At 53.0% G+C, this 14,473-nt stretch carries 16 protein-coding genes; 6 read left to right on the forward strand and 10 right to left on the reverse strand.

Annotated features, from left to right (window positions below):
* Nucleotides 1-95: 95 nt before the first annotated feature.
* Together bfr and ACIQYF_RS23250 are read right to left on the reverse strand one after the other, a co-directional pair.
* Nucleotides 96-566: a bacterioferritin gene (gene bfr / locus ACIQYF_RS23245; protein WP_019411006.1), complete on the reverse strand. Its 471-nt coding sequence runs from the start codon at nt 564-566 to the stop codon at nt 96-98.
* A 198-nt stretch (nt 567-764) separates the two neighbouring features.
* The gene (locus ACIQYF_RS23250) at nt 765-983 is read right to left on the reverse strand and encodes a bacterioferritin-associated ferredoxin (protein WP_402866508.1); all 219 of its coding nucleotides are present in this window, start codon (nt 981-983) and stop codon (nt 765-767) included.
* Between the two features lie 280 nt (nt 984-1,263).
* Between ACIQYF_RS23250 and ACIQYF_RS23255 the strand changes: the two genes are divergently transcribed.
* Complete coding sequence (locus tag ACIQYF_RS23255) at nt 1,264-1,866, forward strand: peroxiredoxin (protein WP_019411008.1); 603 nt, start codon at nt 1,264-1,266, stop codon at nt 1,864-1,866.
* A gap of 73 nt (nt 1,867-1,939) precedes the next feature.
* Here ACIQYF_RS23255 and rnt read toward each other — a convergent pair whose 3' ends face one another.
* A complete protein-coding gene (rnt, locus tag ACIQYF_RS23260; RefSeq protein WP_322238444.1) occupies nt 1,940-2,614 on the reverse strand; it encodes a ribonuclease T in 675 nt (224 codons plus the stop codon).
* On the reverse strand, nt 2,611-3,657 hold the full coding sequence (gene pyrC / locus ACIQYF_RS23265) for a dihydroorotase (protein ID WP_402866513.1): 1,047 nt from the start codon (nt 3,655-3,657) through the stop codon (nt 2,611-2,613). The genes rnt and pyrC overlap by 4 nt, the downstream gene beginning before the upstream one ends.
* A 155-nt stretch (nt 3,658-3,812) precedes the next feature.
* Between pyrC and ACIQYF_RS23270 the strand changes: the two genes are divergently transcribed.
* Both ACIQYF_RS23270 and ACIQYF_RS23275 read left to right on the forward strand, forming a co-directional pair.
* Entirely contained in the window at nt 3,813-4,718 is a 906-nt protein-coding gene (locus ACIQYF_RS23270) for an OmpA family protein (protein WP_402866516.1), read from the forward strand.
* Nucleotides 4,719-4,846: 128 nt separating this feature from the next.
* The gene (locus tag ACIQYF_RS23275; protein WP_402866519.1) at nt 4,847-6,064 is read left to right on the forward strand and encodes an argininosuccinate synthase; all 1,218 of its coding nucleotides are present in this window, start codon (nt 4,847-4,849) and stop codon (nt 6,062-6,064) included.
* Between the two features lie 74 nt (nt 6,065-6,138).
* Here the strand turns inward: ACIQYF_RS23275 and ACIQYF_RS23280 are convergent, their stop codons facing one another.
* Complete coding sequence (locus ACIQYF_RS23280) at nt 6,139-6,918, reverse strand: hypothetical protein (RefSeq protein WP_402866522.1); 780 nt, start codon at nt 6,916-6,918, stop codon at nt 6,139-6,141.
* A 587-nt stretch (nt 6,919-7,505) separates the two neighbouring features.
* On the opposite strand from ACIQYF_RS23280, the gene ACIQYF_RS23285 reads away from it, so the two are divergent.
* Nucleotides 7,506-7,643 carry a hypothetical protein gene (locus tag ACIQYF_RS23285; protein WP_402866525.1) on the forward strand — a complete coding sequence of 46 codons (138 nt, stop codon included), beginning with the start codon at nt 7,506-7,508 and terminating at the stop codon, nt 7,641-7,643.
* A 311-nt stretch (nt 7,644-7,954) separates the two neighbouring features.
* The gene (locus ACIQYF_RS23290) at nt 7,955-8,581 is read left to right on the forward strand and encodes a response regulator (protein WP_402866528.1); all 627 of its coding nucleotides are present in this window, start codon (nt 7,955-7,957) and stop codon (nt 8,579-8,581) included.
* Between the two features lie 80 nt (nt 8,582-8,661).
* Here the strand turns inward: ACIQYF_RS23290 and ACIQYF_RS23295 are convergent, their stop codons facing one another.
* The 4 genes from ACIQYF_RS23295 to metG form a co-directional block, all read right to left on the reverse strand.
* Nucleotides 8,662-8,853 (reverse strand): PA3496 family putative envelope integrity protein, encoded by a 192-nt coding sequence (locus ACIQYF_RS23295; RefSeq protein WP_402866531.1) that lies wholly within the window; start codon nt 8,851-8,853, stop codon nt 8,662-8,664.
* A gap of 106 nt (nt 8,854-8,959) precedes the next feature.
* Nucleotides 8,960-9,598 carry an endonuclease III gene (nth, locus tag ACIQYF_RS23300; RefSeq protein ID WP_402866534.1) on the reverse strand — a complete coding sequence of 213 codons (639 nt, stop codon included), beginning with the start codon at nt 9,596-9,598 and terminating at the stop codon, nt 8,960-8,962.
* 67 nt (nt 9,599-9,665) lie between these two features.
* Nucleotides 9,666-10,760, reverse strand: coding sequence for an electron transport complex subunit RsxB (gene rsxB, locus ACIQYF_RS23305; RefSeq protein WP_402866542.1), 1,095 nt, complete (start codon nt 10,758-10,760; stop codon nt 9,666-9,668).
* A 64-nt stretch (nt 10,761-10,824) separates the two neighbouring features.
* Complete coding sequence (gene metG / locus ACIQYF_RS23310) at nt 10,825-12,876, reverse strand: methionine--tRNA ligase (RefSeq protein WP_402866536.1); 2,052 nt, start codon at nt 12,874-12,876, stop codon at nt 10,825-10,827.
* A 182-nt stretch (nt 12,877-13,058) separates the two neighbouring features.
* Here metG and apbC point away from each other — a divergent pair, with 182 nt between their 5' ends.
* Complete coding sequence (gene apbC / locus ACIQYF_RS23315; protein ID WP_402866539.1) at nt 13,059-14,153, forward strand: iron-sulfur cluster carrier protein ApbC; 1,095 nt, start codon at nt 13,059-13,061, stop codon at nt 14,151-14,153.
* A gap of 184 nt (nt 14,154-14,337) precedes the next feature.
* Here the strand turns inward: apbC and ACIQYF_RS23320 are convergent.
* The coding region (locus ACIQYF_RS23320) for a cold-shock protein (protein ID WP_402866545.1) at nt 14,338-14,473 on the reverse strand (136 nt) is incomplete at its 5' end.

Consider the following 14,473-nt stretch of genomic DNA (forward strand, 5'->3'; position numbering starts at 1 on the left):
GGCCACATCTGGCATTGAAATACAAAACGCCCGATGCGGTGCATCGGGCGTTTTGAGACTGAAATGGGTGTAAACCTATTTCAGGACTAGACATGTTATTCACCCATTTGCGATTGCAGGTAATTCTCAATGCCTACTTTATCGATCAGCCCCAGTTGAGTTTCCAGCCAGTCGATATGCTCTTCTTCTGATTCCAGAATATCTTCCAGAAGTTCACGGCTACCAAAGTCGCCAACAACTTCGCAGTGAGCGATAGCTGCTTTGAGATCGGCGTGACCCGTGCGCTCAATGCGCAGGTCGCACTCCAGCATTTCCTTGGTGTGCTCGCCAATGTGCAGCTTGCCCAAGTCTTGTACGTTTGGCAGACCTTCCAGGAACAGGATGCGCTTGATCAGTTTGTCAGCGTGTTTCATCTCGTCGATGGATTCGTTGTATTCGTGCTTGCCTAACTTTTCCAGGCCCCAATCCTGATACATGCGTGCATGCAGAAAGTATTGATTGATCGCAACCAGCTCGTTACCGAGGATTTTGTTGAGGTGCTGGATGACTGAAATGTCGCCTTTCATCGCGAGGGCCTGCCTTAGTTAACCGTATATAAGGCTGAGTTTGATCTGCGTATTAAAGCCTGTCAAACCTAAGTGTTTGAATAATAAATGAAAATTAATCTGAATAAGAATGTTTGTGTTCCGCGTCTTGGCTCTAAGTGCTTGAATTTTTGGCATAAAAAAACCGGACATTAAGTCCGGCTCTTTAGGATTCGTTAATTACGCAGCAGAAAATTCTGCTGGAAAACCCATTGCCGTTTGGCTGGACTGGAGCGAAGACAGGGTTTCGCGAACCACTTGCTTGGCCAGGCAAGCGCATTTACCGCATTGGCTGGCAACGCCAGTCGCTTCACGCACCTCGCGGTAGCTGCAGCAACCTTCGTAGATTGCATCGCGGATTTTTCCGTCGGTAACGCCAGTGCAAAGGCAAACGTACATAAATAAGAACCATCGCTGGTTGGGATTCAATGAAACGGATCTTAATGTTAACGAGAATGATTGTCAAAGTACGTTGGGGCTCGATTGTGCTTTGTTCAGGTTGCGCTGACGAACGGTATTGGCACCTCGAGGGGGGAGGATGAAAAAGGGCTAAGGCTGGTTCCGACGAGCGGTGTATGATGCCCGGTCATTTTCATGCGGAGCTGGCCGCAAGCCTGCTGTTTCACGATGGCAAGCCTGGTCTGGCCCCGTTCTTCACGTTGCACCCAGGAGATATCCAATGAGCGTACTCGTAGGCAAACAAGCCCCTGACTTCACCGTCGCAGCCGTACTCGGCAATGGCGAAATCGTTGACAGCTTTTCGCTGTCCACCGCTATCAAAGGCAAATATGGCCTGGTGTTCTTCTACCCACTGGACTTCACCTTCGTTTGCCCGTCTGAGCTGATCGCTCTGGATCATCGCATTCCTGAGTTCCAGGCGCGTAACGTTGAAGTGGTTGCAGTCTCCATCGACTCCCATTTCACACACAACGCCTGGCGCAACACCCCGGTAAACAACGGCGGCATCGGTCAGGTGAAATACACCATGGCTGCCGACATCAATCACGCCATCTGCAAGGCTTACGACGTTGAAACTGAAGGCGGCGTAGCATTGCGCGGTGCTTTCTTGATCGATGACAAAGGTGTTGTTCGTTCCCAGATCGTTAACGACCTGCCACTGGGCCGTAACATGGACGAGCTGCTGCGTCTGGTTGACGCGCTGCAATTCCACGAAGAGCACGGCGAAGTGTGCCCTGCCAACTGGAAGAAAGGCGACAAAGGCATGACCGCTTCGACTGAAGGCGTTGCGGCTTACCTGACCGAGAATGCTGGCAAGCTCTAAGCTTTCTGGCAGCAAAAAAAACCGGACCCAGTGTCCGGTTTTTTTATGCGCGGTGTAAGCCTCAACGCTTCGATCAATCGTTGAAGTCTTTCCAGCCACCCATTTGTTTCCAGCTGTTAACGATGCCGCAGAACAGCTCTGCGGTCTTTTCGGTGTCATAACGCGCAGAGTGCGCTTCACGCCCGTCAAAATCGATGTCAGCGGCCTGGCAGGCTTTGGCCAGGACGGTTTGACCATAGGCCAGGCCTGCCAGGGTTGCGGTGTCGAAGCTGGAGAACGGATGAAACGGATTGCGCTTCATGTCCAGGCGAGCAACGGCTGCATTGAGGAAGCCCAAATCGAAGCTGCTGTTATGTCCTACCAGAATGGCGCGTTTGCAGCCATTGGCTTTCAACGCCTTGCGCACGCCACGGAAGATGTCGGTCAATGCGGTCTCTTCGCTGACAGCCATACGCAACGGGTGATCCAGCTTGATGCCAGTGAACTCCAGCGCCGCGGCTTCGATATTGGCGCCCTCAAAAGGCTCAACGCGATGGAAATAGGTGTGTTCAGGGAACACGAAGCCTCTTTCATCCATGCCAATGGTGGTTGCCGCGATTTCCAGCAGGGCATCAGTGGCACAGTTGAAGCCCCCTGTCTCAACGTCGATTACGACCGGCAGATAGCCGCGAAAGCGCTCGGCCATCGGGTGGCGCGAGCCGCCGCCATGACCTCCCTCGTGTTCGTCATCAAAATGGTCGTCACTCACAGGTGTTCCTCCAGCAGGCGCCAGCGCAGTTTTTCACCGGCGCGCAGCGGAATTACGTTCAACTCGCCGAAAGGCAGGCTGGTTGGGGCGGTCCACTCTTCGCGAACCAGAGTAATGTGTTCGGTGCTCGGTGCCAGGCCGTAGAAACGCGGGCCGTTGAGGCTGGCGAAGGCTTCCAGTTTGTCCAGCGCATTGCGCTGTTCAAACGCTTCGGCGTACATCTCGATGGCCGCATAAGCGGTATAGCAACCGGCGCAGCCACAGGCAGCTTCTTTGGCATGCTGGGCATGCGGAGCCGAGTCGGTACCCAGGAAGAACTTTTCACTGCCGCGAGTGGCCGCATCCAGCAGGGCTTCCTGATGGGTGTTGCGCTTGAGAATCGGCAGGCAATAGAAGTGTGGGCGGATACCGCCAACCAGCATGTGGTTACGGTTGTAAAGCAAGTGGTGCGCGGTGATGGTGGCGCCTACATTGGCCGGGGCCTCGTTGACGAACTGCACGGCGTCAGCGGTAGTGATGTGCTCGAACACGACTTTCAACGTAGGAAAGCGTTCTACAACGCGACGCATGTGTTCGTCGATGAATATCTTTTCGCGATCGAACACATCGACATTGGCGCGAGTCACTTCGCCGTGGATCAGCAAGGGCATGCCGACTTCAGCCATGGTTTCGAGGACCGGGAAGATCGCATCGATACTGGTAACGCCGGAGTCGGAGTTGGTCGTTGCGCCAGCTGGATACAGCTTGGCAGCGTGGACGAAGCCGCTGGCTTTGGCCGTACGAATGTCTTCAGGCTGTGTTCGGTCGGTGAGGTATAGCACCATCAGAGGCTCGAAGCGGCTACCGGCCGGGCGAGCAGCCAGAATGCGCTGTCGATAGGCATCGGCTTCGGCGGCATTACGCACCGGAGGTACCAGGTTGGGCATGATGATGGCGCGGCCAAAGGTGCGCGCAACATCCGCCACAGTGTGGGGCAACACAGCACCATCGCGAAGATGAATGTGCCAGTCGTCGGGACGCAGCAGGGTCAGGCGGTCAGACATTGGGGATTCCAGGCGGGTCAAACTGATGCGAATGCTACCGGAAAAGACTCTGTCAGGCACTCGCTATCAAGTTTTGTACACGCTATCCGATATAACCAGGGTATGCCGTAAAACTGTGGACTGGTTTTTTGCAGTGCACACCTGTGGAGCCCCCTGTGCGCCAGCGTTATTTCATTCTACTCAGCCTCTTTGCCAGCTTTCCTTGCGTGGCCCTGACTTTCCAGACTCGTCTGGAGAATGTTGAGTGGAAAGTAGAGGGGGACAAGTTCGAGTGTCGGCTCATTCAGCCCATTACCGATTTCGGTTCTGGGGTTTTTGTGCGCCGCGCCGGAGAGCAGGCAGTTTTCCGTCTCAATGCATACAACTCAGTGTTGGGCGAGGGCTCTGCGACATTGCTGGCAGCCGCAGCGCCATGGCAGCCGGGGCGGGGTGATATCGATTTGGGGGCGGTAAGGATCGGGCGCGGCAATGTGCTTTTTAACAGCTCCCAGGCCCAGGCCGGGCGTTTGTTTCGAGGCTTGCTGGACGGGCGTAGCCCGCTGGTCAGGCACTATTCGCCTACAAGTGGCTTGTCGGAGGTACGACTGTTACCCGTCAAGTTTCGCCAAGCGTATGGCGATTACGAAGCGTGTACTACCAAATTGTTGCCAAAGAATTTTGAGCAAGTGCGTCAAAGTCAGGTCGGTTTTCCTGGGGGGGGCATTGAGCTGGACGTCAACGCCAAGGCCAACCTGCACGTCATGCTGGAGTACATGAAGGCCGACCCTACGGTTAACCACATTCTGCTTGAAGGGTATTCAGATAACTTGGGTAATCGCCTGACCAATCGTGAGCTGTCACGGCGCAGGGCATTGGCGGTGATGGACTACTTCAAGGAAAACGGCATCCAGGAGTCGCAGATAACGATGCGTTTTCACGGTGAGCAGTATCCGTTGGCGCCTAACAACAATGCGGCCAATCGTGCGAAGAACCGCCGTGTCAGCGTGCGTCTGGAGCGTGTGCCGGAAGCAGAAAAGAAGGCCTCGAGCGCGGGTGTCATCAATCCGGCGACTCTGTCTTGAGGTTCAAACCTGGGTCGTGTTGTTGAAACTTACTGTCGCTTTGTCGTCTTAAGCTGTCGCCCCTCTGTAAATTCACCCACGCGAGCGGTAGACTGTTCGGCTTTTCGAACAACCCGTGGAGTGATGGCATGGCGGACGTAAACAAGGTCGTTCTGGCTTATTCGGGCGGCCTGGACACTTCGGTGATCCTCAAGTGGCTGCAGGATACTTATAACTGTGAAGTCGTAACCTTTACCGCTGATCTGGGTCAGGGCGAAGAGGTCGAGCCTGCACGCGCCAAGGCGCAAGCCATGGGCGTCAAGGAAATCTACATTGACGACCTGCGCGAAGAGTTTGTTCGTGACTTCGTGTTCCCGATGTTCCGTGCCAACACCGTTTATGAAGGCGAGTACCTGCTGGGTACCTCTATTGCGCGTCCGCTGATTGCCAAGCGTCTGATCGAAATCGCCAACGAAACTGGTGCTGATGCCATTTCTCACGGCGCAACAGGCAAAGGCAATGACCAGGTTCGTTTTGAACTGGGTGCCTATGCGCTTAAGCCGGGCGTTAAGGTGATTGCTCCTTGGCGCGAGTGGGACCTGCTCTCGCGCGAAAAGCTGATGGATTACGCTGAAAAACACGCAATCCCGATTGAGCGTCACGGCAAGAAAAAATCCCCGTACTCGATGGATGCCAACTTGCTGCATATCTCCTACGAAGGGGGTGTGCTGGAAGATACCTGGACTGAGCACGAAGAAGACATGTGGCGTTGGACCAAGTCGCCGGAAGATGCGCCTAACACGCCGACGTATCTGGAACTGACCTACCGTAATGGCGATATCGTTGCACTGGACGGTGTTGAAATGACGCCTGCGACTGTTCTGGCAACCTTGAACCGCATTGGTGGCGAAAACGGTATTGGCCGTCTCGACATCGTTGAGAACCGTTATGTCGGCATGAAGTCCCGCGGTTGCTACGAAACCCCGGGTGGCACCATCATGCTGCGTGCTCACCGTGCAATCGAATCGATTACTCTGGACCGTGAAGTGGCTCACCTCAAAGACGAGCTGATGCCTAAATACGCCAGCCTGATCTACACCGGTTACTGGTGGAGCCCTGAGCGTCTGATGTTGCAACAAATGATTGATGCTTCTCAGGCTCACGTTAATGGTGTGGTACGTCTGAAATTGTACAAAGGCAATGTGATTGTTACCGGTCGCAAGTCTGACGAATCTCTGTTTGATGCAAACATTGCCACTTTCGAAGAAGATGGCGGTGCATACAACCAGGCTGATGCTGCAGGCTTCATTAAGTTGAACGCCTTGCGCATGCGTATTGCTGCGAACAAAGGCCGCAAGTTGTTCTGATTCGCAACACGCATAAAAAAACCCGGCCTATGGTCGGGTTTTTTTATGCGTGAGCCTATTTGGACAAAGGCTTTTTAAAGGCAGAGTGAGTTCCAGGTATTCAGTTGGCGAGTTTGTGTGTTGTAGGTGATGACGGTTGCCTCGTTGAGATGTGAGGTTAGAGTAGGGTCGAGATAAAACTCGTGTTGTCTATTCAGTGTGCCGGAGGCTGACGGGCTATTTGTCAGTAGCAGCAGTACATCACTCTTATGGAGTTTGTTTTTTTGCGGGTGCGCGACTTCGTAATAGGCCTGCAAAATATCACTCAATGTGTGGTCGTCTTTCAGTTGCAAAGCCGGATGGCTTAAATCGATCAAGTGCAGGCTGCTAAGTTCACTTTCATTGAGCAACAGGTGGGGTTGCTCATGGGGGCGCGGTGGCGCTGCGGTCGGTATTCTAATACTCGAGTCGTAGTCTCGATGCCCTTGTGGCAGAAAGATGAAGTTCTGAGGAGGGTACGATATAAACTTCAAGCTTGATTTAGGTTGCTGGGTCGAATGCTCTGTTGGAACGTCTGGTTTTTTTGCAGGTGATGCCGGTTCAGCAGGCGTTGAATGATCTTGAGTCTGGGATGTCTCGCGGATTTTTTCTTTAGCATAGTCGGCAGGGCTGTAAAGTGTTTTGTTATTGAAGTTTAGTGTCAGGAAAAACAGTGTTATTAAAATGGATGGAAATACAATCAAGAACCAGACATATATTTTCTGGTTTTCATGATCGATATAAGGAAGTGATACGGCTGCGGAGGCCTCAGTTAGCATTGAGAAAATAGCGATAACGGTGAGAGGGTTGTTAACGTGGAATTTATTTTTGATCATGATGATGCCTATATTAGATATTTTAGTGTGGGTAAGCCGCTCTGTTGGGTGGCGGAGAATGGAGGTGAATATTTGTATTGAAAGTGGTCCGTTCTTTATGGTTGTGAGTGTGGGTGAGTTTTTATCTGGTTGTCTTGTTGTAAATTTAGTCCGGGCTTTTTGAAACCGCAAATATAAAATGAGTTGTATTCATTATTTCTATAGATGTTTCAATTGATTTCAGCCTTGTTGGTTTGTTTGTAGGATAAGTCTTTGTGCAGGCTGGAGATTGTTTCAAGGTTATTGGCGTTTTTCTGTAGTGGTATGTAGGTTTTGTATTTGTAATTAGTGTTGTGGATGTTTTGAGTGACTAGGTTGTATCGAGAAATAACATTTTATAAAACGTGGGGCGCTAGAAGCGAGTGGGTGCGGGCACCCTGTATTTGGTTTCTAGGTTGTTTCCGAATGCTGTGTAGTCTCTTTCTTTAACTATGGAATGGTAATATTTTTTTCTAAAAAAAGAGTAGATTTTAACTGGGCTTATAAGCGAGTTTTGCATTTAAGTGGTACTGTTTTTCAATATAAGTTTCACAGTGAGGGTGTTGAATGTGAAAGAGGTATTTAATAGTTACGCAGGTGTTCTTGATTTTTATAAACAGTTGTTTTTCAGCGGCGGTGGAGGGCTTGAGGGCTGTGCAGGTGAGCGAGTGTCGAGGTGGATTTTAGAAGCTGAAGGTAGTGCTTGAACTAGTAGGGCTGCAAAGCTGTAAGCCGATGCGTTTTCTGTCAGGCGTATAAAGATATTTCCAGTGATCATTAGAATTGTTTATTAAAATATAAATTTTTCCCTGTGCGTGCTTTCTCATTATTCGGTTTTGGAGAGTTGCATGGCGATAAGCTTATCTTTTTGAGTGATTTTTTTGTAGGGTAAATCTTTGTTGTTTGTAGGAAATGTCTTTGGTTGTTGGTGCTTGGGGGGGGCGCTATGCCCAGGGTGTTGTGACTAGGCTATTGTGCTGACTCTAAAATTCGAACAGCGAAAAAATTGGAATTACCCATGAATAAAGTGCTGATCGTGGATGATCATCCTGTCATTCGTCTTGCTGTGCGTATGCTCATGGAACGACATGGCTACGAAGTTATAGCAGAGACGGATAATGGAGTGGATGCTTTGCAACTGGCGCGAGAACATGCGCCGGATATTGTAATTTTGGATATTGGAATTCCCAAACTTGATGGCCTTGAGGTCATTGCGCGACTGTCAACGCCGACGGCTCCAGTCAAGGTGCTGGTGCTGACTTCACAGGCGCCAGGCCATTTTTCAATGCGTTGTATGCAGGCAGGTGCGGCCGGATATGTCTGTAAGCAGCAGGATTTGACCGAGCTATTGAGCGCCATTAAGGCAGTACTTTCAGGTTACAGTTATTTCCCTAATCAAGCGTTGCATTCTGTTCGTTCAAGCTTGGGGAATGCCAGCGAGGCCGATATGGTCAATCGTCTTTCGGGACGAGAAATGATGGTGTTGCAGCAACTGGCACGAGGTAAGAGTAATAAAGAGATAGCAGATGGTATGTTTCTGAGTAATAAAACAGTCAGTACCTATAAAACGCGGCTTCTGCTCAAGCTTAATGCGCGCTCGTTGGTTGATCTCATCGAACTGGCACAGCGTAACAGTTTGGTGTGAGCAGCAGGGCCGAGGAGAAGCTTTCTCCTGGGGGCCTCAAAACAAAAAGCCTCCGGTTAGGAGGCTTTTAGTACTGTGCGCTAAATTTTATAGTCCTTTAGGCCACCCTCTAGCTCCCTTTGGAGCCTTCTTTTTTCCAGGTAATCGTCCACATCACGTCTTTTTGCCAAATTGGTTTTAGCTACCTCGATTTTTGTGTCCTCCTGCTCGGTCACTTGAACACCTTCTTCATCGTCTGTATCTACTACCAGTTGTTCTTTGCCAGTGCTCATTCTGTTCACTCCAGGCTAAGACATTCCTTGGCGCCCCTTATAGCGATAAACGCTGTGCGGGTAAAAAAGTTTTTCTCAATCGATCCGCCTATAAAACCTCTATCTCTCAATCGTCGGAGGTTTTTTGCTTGAAATCACACAGGTCTTCGATACGGCAGCTACCGCAGCGAGGCTTGCGCGCCTGGCACACATAGCGGCCATGCAAGATGAGCCAGTGGTGAGCGTCCAGCAAGTACGGCTTGGGGACGAATTTCATCAATTGCTTTTCGACCTCTATCACATTTTTGCCTGGCGCTATCCCTGTTCGGTTGCTGACCCTGAAAATATGGGTGTCTACAGCCATGGTCAGCTGTCTAAAGGCCGTATTGAGCACCACGTTTGCGGTTTTGCGACCCACGCCAGGCAGTGCCTCCAGCGCTTCGCGGGTTTGAGGGACCTCGCTGGCGTGTTGTTCGATCAACAAACGGCATGTCTCAATCACATTCTTGGCCTTGCTGTTATACAGGCCGATGGTCTTGATGTACTCCGATAGCCCGTCGACTCCCAAAGCGTAGATGGCTTCTGGGGTATTGGCGACCGGGAACAGTTTGGCCATGGCCTTGTTCACGCTAACGTCAGTGGCTTGGGCAGATAAAATCACCGCTATCAGTAATTCGAAAGGTGATGAGTAGGTCAGTTCTGTCTTCGGCTCTGGGTTGTCTTCGTAAAACCGGCGAAATATCTCAAGGCGCTTTGCGGCGTTCATGGGTAAAAACATTTCCTAAAGAGCGATCTGTAACACGAAGAAAAGCGTATTTCATGGCGCAAAGCTATCAGCTTTTGAGGGGAGCTAAAGCGCTGAGCGTCAATTCTGCCTGGGTGACGGCGTCATTCAAGCGCGCAAGTTCGGTGCTGGTGTGTGCTTGTGTCTGCGCTTTTTTAAGTTCTGCACGACGCATGGCCAACTGAATTTTTGCGCGTTTGAGTTCTGCATGATGGTTACTAGGCGCTGGCACAGGAATTTCGGAGCCTGCCTCCAGTTGCGCCAAGGCTTGCTCTGCTGATTCAAATTGCCTCTGCAGGGCTATCAATTGCGCTTGTTGCGGTGCCGTTGGCGGATGGCCAAATGCTTTGAGCGATTTGTGCAGTTGTGCACGAGCCATTGCGAGAGTGACTTTGGCTTTTTTTAGCGCGGCTTCGCTGAGGCTTGATGGTTGCGCCAGCGATCTTGCAAGCGGTAAGGATTTATCAGGTGCTCGCTGAGCCCGTGCCAAGCGTTCGGCTTGTCGCCGTTGCTCTTCACGACTCAGGCGCTCGTCACGTCGCTCGTAGCGGCTGCGCGCATGGTCACGTTTTTGAGTCCGTACGCTTAGCTGTTCTGCTGTCTGCGCAAACCCGCCGACAATAGGCGCCACATTGGCGGGTAGCGGGCGCATTTCTATGCAGTCCACAGGGCAGGGGGCGACGCACAGGTCGCATCCGGTGCATTCATCGACAATCACCGTGTGCATGAGCTTGGCAGCGCCCAGAATTGCGTCCACGGGGCAGGCTTGGATACATTTGGTGCAGCCAATGCACTCGGCTTCGCGAATGTAAGCCACTTGTGCCGGTGCGCATCCGCGCTCGGTGTCCAGCGCCACAACCGGAATGCTCAGCAGATTGGCCAGAGCGGCGATTGTTTCGGCTCCTCCGGGAGGACATTTGTTGATGGCCTCGCCCTGGGTAATGCCTTGCGCATAGGGTTTGCAGCCGGGATGACCGCATTTTCCGCATTGGGTCTGCGGCAATAAAGCGTCAATACGTTGAATCAGGCTCATGGTGTGATCAGTCCAGCGACAGCAGGCCGCACCCGGGCGACAGTCATCCTGCGCAGCGAGTAGTGAGTGCGAGGCGGTTAAACGAACGGTGCTGATTATCCGACAAGGCAGGAGGGGAGGCTACAACGAACATCCGCCAACGGCCTGCAGGCCGCCAGCGGATGAAGAGGACATGTTACTTGATGCGTTGACCAGGCTTGGCGCCGCTATCCGGGCTCAGCAGGTAAATTTCTTCACCGCCGGGGCCGGCCGCCATCACCATGCCTTCGGAGATCCCGAAGCGCATTTTGCGCGGTTTCAGGTTGGCAATCATCATGGTCAAACGACCTTCAAGCTCGGCCGGGTTCGGATAGGCGCTTTTGATGCCCGAGAACACATTGCGTTGCTCATCACCGATATCCAGGGTCAAACGCAGCAGCTTGTCAGCGCCTTCAACGGCTTCGGCCTTGAGGATCAGGGCAACACGCAGGTCGACGGCAGCAAACGCATCGAACTCGATTTCGGCGGCCAAAGGTTCTTTGGTCAGTTCGCCGTTACCTTGTGGTGCAGCAGAGCCGGTATCGGTTTGGCTGGCGGCCAGGTCTTCTTTGGAGGCGTCCGTCATGGCTTGTACTTTTACCGGGTCGATACGCGTCATCAGCGGTTTGAATGCATTCAGCTGATGGTTGGCAAGCAGCGTGCTGTGGTCGTTCCAGGTCAAAGGTTCAACATTCAGGAACGCTTCGGCATCGGCTGCGAGCAACGGCAGTACCGGCTTGAGGAAGATGATCAGTTGGCGGAACAGGTTGATGCCCAAGGCGCAAACGGCCTGGACTTCGTCTTGCTTGCCTTCCTGCTTGGCCATGGCCCATGGCGCTTTTTCGGCGATCCAGGCATTGGCGCGGTCAGCCAGGGCCATGATTTCACGCATGGCACGCGCGAAGTCGCGGGCTTCATAAGCCTCGGCAATGCTGGGGGCTGCGGTGAGGAAAGCCTCAGTCAGCTCAGGCGCTGCGTTGCCTTCGACCAGTACGCCGGCGTTGCCTTTGTGGATGAAGCCTGCACACCGGCTGGCAATGTTGACCACTTTGCCGACCAGATCCGAGTTGACCTTTTGTACGAAGTCATCGAGGTTCAAGTCGAGGTCATCGACGCCACGGCCCAGTTTGGAGGCGTAGTAGTAGCGCAGGTATTCCGGCGACAGGTGATCGAGGTAGGTGCGCGCCTTGATGAATGTGCCACGGGACTTGGACATCTTCTGGCCATTGACGGTCAGGTAGCCGTGTACGTTGATCGCGGTAGGCTTGCGATAGCCAGAACCTTCCAGCATTGCGGGCCAGAACAGCGCATGGAAGTTGACGATGTCCTTGCCGATGAAGTGGTACAGCTCGGCGGTGGAGTCCTTGTTCCAATAAGCGTCGAAGTCCAGTTCCGGCCGACGTGCACAGAGGTTCTTGAAGCTGGCCATGTAGCCGATAGGTGCATCGAGCCACACGTAGAAATACTTGCCTGGTTCGCCCGGAATTTCGAAGCCGAAATACGGCGCATCGCGGGAGATGTCCCACTGTTGCAAGCCAGCATCCAGCCATTCGGCGATTTTGTTTGCAACGGCATCTTGCAGCGCGCCGCTCCGTGTCCAGCTTTTAAGCATGGCTTCGAAGTCTGGCAGCTTGAAGAAGAAGTGCTGGGAATCCTTGAGTACCGGCGTGGCACCGGAAATCGCCGACTTCGGATCTTTCAGGTCCGTTGGGGCGTAGGTTGCGCCGCACTTTTCACAGTTGTCGCCGTACTGATCCTCGGTGCCGCATTTAGGGCAGGTGCCCTTGATGAAACGGTCGGCCAGGAACATTTTCTTTTCCGGGTCGTAATACTGAGTGATCGAGCGGGTGGCGATATGACCGGCGTCGCGCAACTTAATGTAAATCGCACTCGACAGCTCACGGTTTTCTTCGGCGTGGGTCGAGTGGAAATTATCGAAGTCGACCAGGAAATCGGAAAAGTCGGCGCTGTGCTCAGCCTGGACGTTGGCGATCAGTTGCTCAGGTGTGATGCCTTCTTTCTCGGCACGCAACATGATGGCCGAGCCGTGGGCGTCGTCTGCGCAGACGTAAGTGCATTGATGACCGCGTTGCTTCTGGAAGCGCACCCACATATCGGTCTGGATGTACTCAAGCATATGGCCAAGGTGGATTGAACCATTGGCATAGGGCAGGGCGCTGGTGACGAGGATCTTGCGTGGCTCGGACATGGGGCTCGGCTACTTGATGAGACGGTGGTCGGCCACTATAAAGCGCCGGGCAATATATTTCACCCCGTGGGCGCCTATCTCATGCTTTCTGGTGTTTTTGATTGCTGCAAAAGCCTGCGCCGAGTGATTTATTACAGGTACGATAGCGGCCTGTTTCACTCAGCCTTTTTCGGGAGTTGCCCATGAGCGCAGTTAATCGCGCAGCGGTGGAGGCCGTCCTTCGCCAATACACCGACCCTTATTTGAACCAGGATCCGGTCAGTGCCGGGTGCGTACGTCACATTGAAGTCCTGGGCGAGCATGTCAGCGTTCAGCTTGAGCTGGGTTATGCCGCCGGTCTGTTCAAGAATGGCTGGGCGCAAATGCTGCAAATGGCTATCAGCAATCTGGATGGCGTGACCTCCGCCAAGGTTGAGGTCAACTGTGTCATTGCTGCGCACAAGGCGCAGGCGCAAATCCCGGGCCTGGCCAATGTGAAAAACATTGTGGCTGTTGCCTCCGGTAAAGGTGGGGTCGGAAAATCCACCACCGCAGCCAATCTGGCGTTGGCGCTGGCGCGTGAAGGCGCGCGGGTGGGTATTTTGGATGCGGACATCTATGGGCCGAGTCAAGGCGTGATGTTTGGTATCGCAGAAGGTACCCGGCCGAAAATTCGCGATCAGAAGTGGTTTGTGCCGATTGAGGCGCATGGCGTTGAAGTGATGTCTATGGCATTTCTGACTGACGACAACACGCCGATGGTCTGGCGGGGGCCGATGGTGTCGGGCGCGCTTTTGCAATTGGTTACCCAAACAGCCTGGAATGATCTGGATTATCTGGTCATCGATATGCCGCCGGGCACGGGTGATATTCAGCTCACTCTGGCGCAGAAGGTGCCGGTGGCAGGCTCGGTTATTGTGACAACCCCGCAGGACTTGGCTTTGCTGGATGCGCGCAAGGGTGTCGAAATGTTCCGCAAGGTCAACATTCCGGTGTTGGGCGTCGTCGAGAACATGGCTGTACACATTTGCTCAAATTGCGGTCACGCCGAGCATCTGTTTGGCGAGGGCGGTGGCGTGAAGTTGGCGGCCGAGTATGGGGTTGAAGTCTTGGCGTCCTTGCCACTGTCGATGGAAATCCGCGAGCAAGCTGATAACGGCAAGCCAACGGCGATCGCCGACCCTGAAAGCCCGGTTGCCTTGATGTATCAAGAGTTGGCCCGTCATGTGGGCGCACGGATTGTTCTGAGCGAAGCCGCTTCGCAGGCGATGCCGACGATTACGACCAGCGACGACTGATTCTTGGCAGGGGGCAGTAACCCTGCTTCCACTTCGCTTGCGTAGGCGCTGCCCAAGGCTGCGGTCTTATGATTTAAAGGTCAAAAGATCGTAGTCCTGGGCCGCTCCTACGCTGGATGCTCAAATCGCGCGCATAAAAAAACCCCGCTTTTGAGGGCGGGGTTTTTTACTGGATCAGTACAAGTTAGATAACTTGAACTTCCTCAGCTTGCATGCCTTTCTGACCGCGAGTAGCGATGAAAGAAACCTGTTGGCCTTCTTTCAGGCTTTTGAAGCCGTCGGATTGGATTGCTTTGAAGTGAACAAACAGGTCGTCACCG

Source organism: Pseudomonas sp. NPDC096917 (genome assembly GCF_044762555.1).
Lineage (GTDB): Bacteria > Pseudomonadota > Gammaproteobacteria > Pseudomonadales > Pseudomonadaceae > Aquipseudomonas.

Bases quoted from the DNA above. Each gene is read 5' to 3' on its own strand.
- bfr (WP_019411006.1), bottom strand. From the start codon at position 566: ATGAAAGGCGACATTTCAGTCATCCAGCACCTCAACAAAATCCTCGGT.
- ACIQYF_RS23250 (WP_402866508.1), bottom strand. From the start codon at position 983: ATGTACGTTTGCCTTTGCACTGGCGTTACCGACGGAAAAATCCGCGAT.
- ACIQYF_RS23255 (WP_019411008.1), top strand. From the start codon at position 1,264: ATGAGCGTACTCGTAGGCAAACAAGCCCCTGACTTCACCGTCGCAGCC.
- pyrC (WP_402866513.1), bottom strand. From the start codon at position 3,657: ATGTCTGACCGCCTGACCCTGCTGCGTCCCGACGACTGGCACATTCAT.
- ACIQYF_RS23275 (WP_402866519.1), top strand. From the start codon at position 4,847: ATGGCGGACGTAAACAAGGTCGTTCTGGCTTATTCGGGCGGCCTGGAC.
- ACIQYF_RS23280 (WP_402866522.1), bottom strand. From the start codon at position 6,918: ATGATCAAAAATAAATTCCACGTTAACAACCCTCTCACCGTTATCGCT.
- ACIQYF_RS23290 (WP_402866528.1), top strand. From the start codon at position 7,955: ATGAATAAAGTGCTGATCGTGGATGATCATCCTGTCATTCGTCTTGCT.
- ACIQYF_RS23295 (WP_402866531.1), bottom strand. From the start codon at position 8,853: ATGAGCACTGGCAAAGAACAACTGGTAGTAGATACAGACGATGAAGAA.
- nth (WP_402866534.1), bottom strand. From the start codon at position 9,598: ATGAACGCCGCAAAGCGCCTTGAGATATTTCGCCGGTTTTACGAAGAC.
- metG (WP_402866536.1), bottom strand. From the start codon at position 12,876: ATGTCCGAGCCACGCAAGATCCTCGTCACCAGCGCCCTGCCCTATGCC.
- apbC (WP_402866539.1), top strand. From the start codon at position 13,059: ATGAGCGCAGTTAATCGCGCAGCGGTGGAGGCCGTCCTTCGCCAATAC.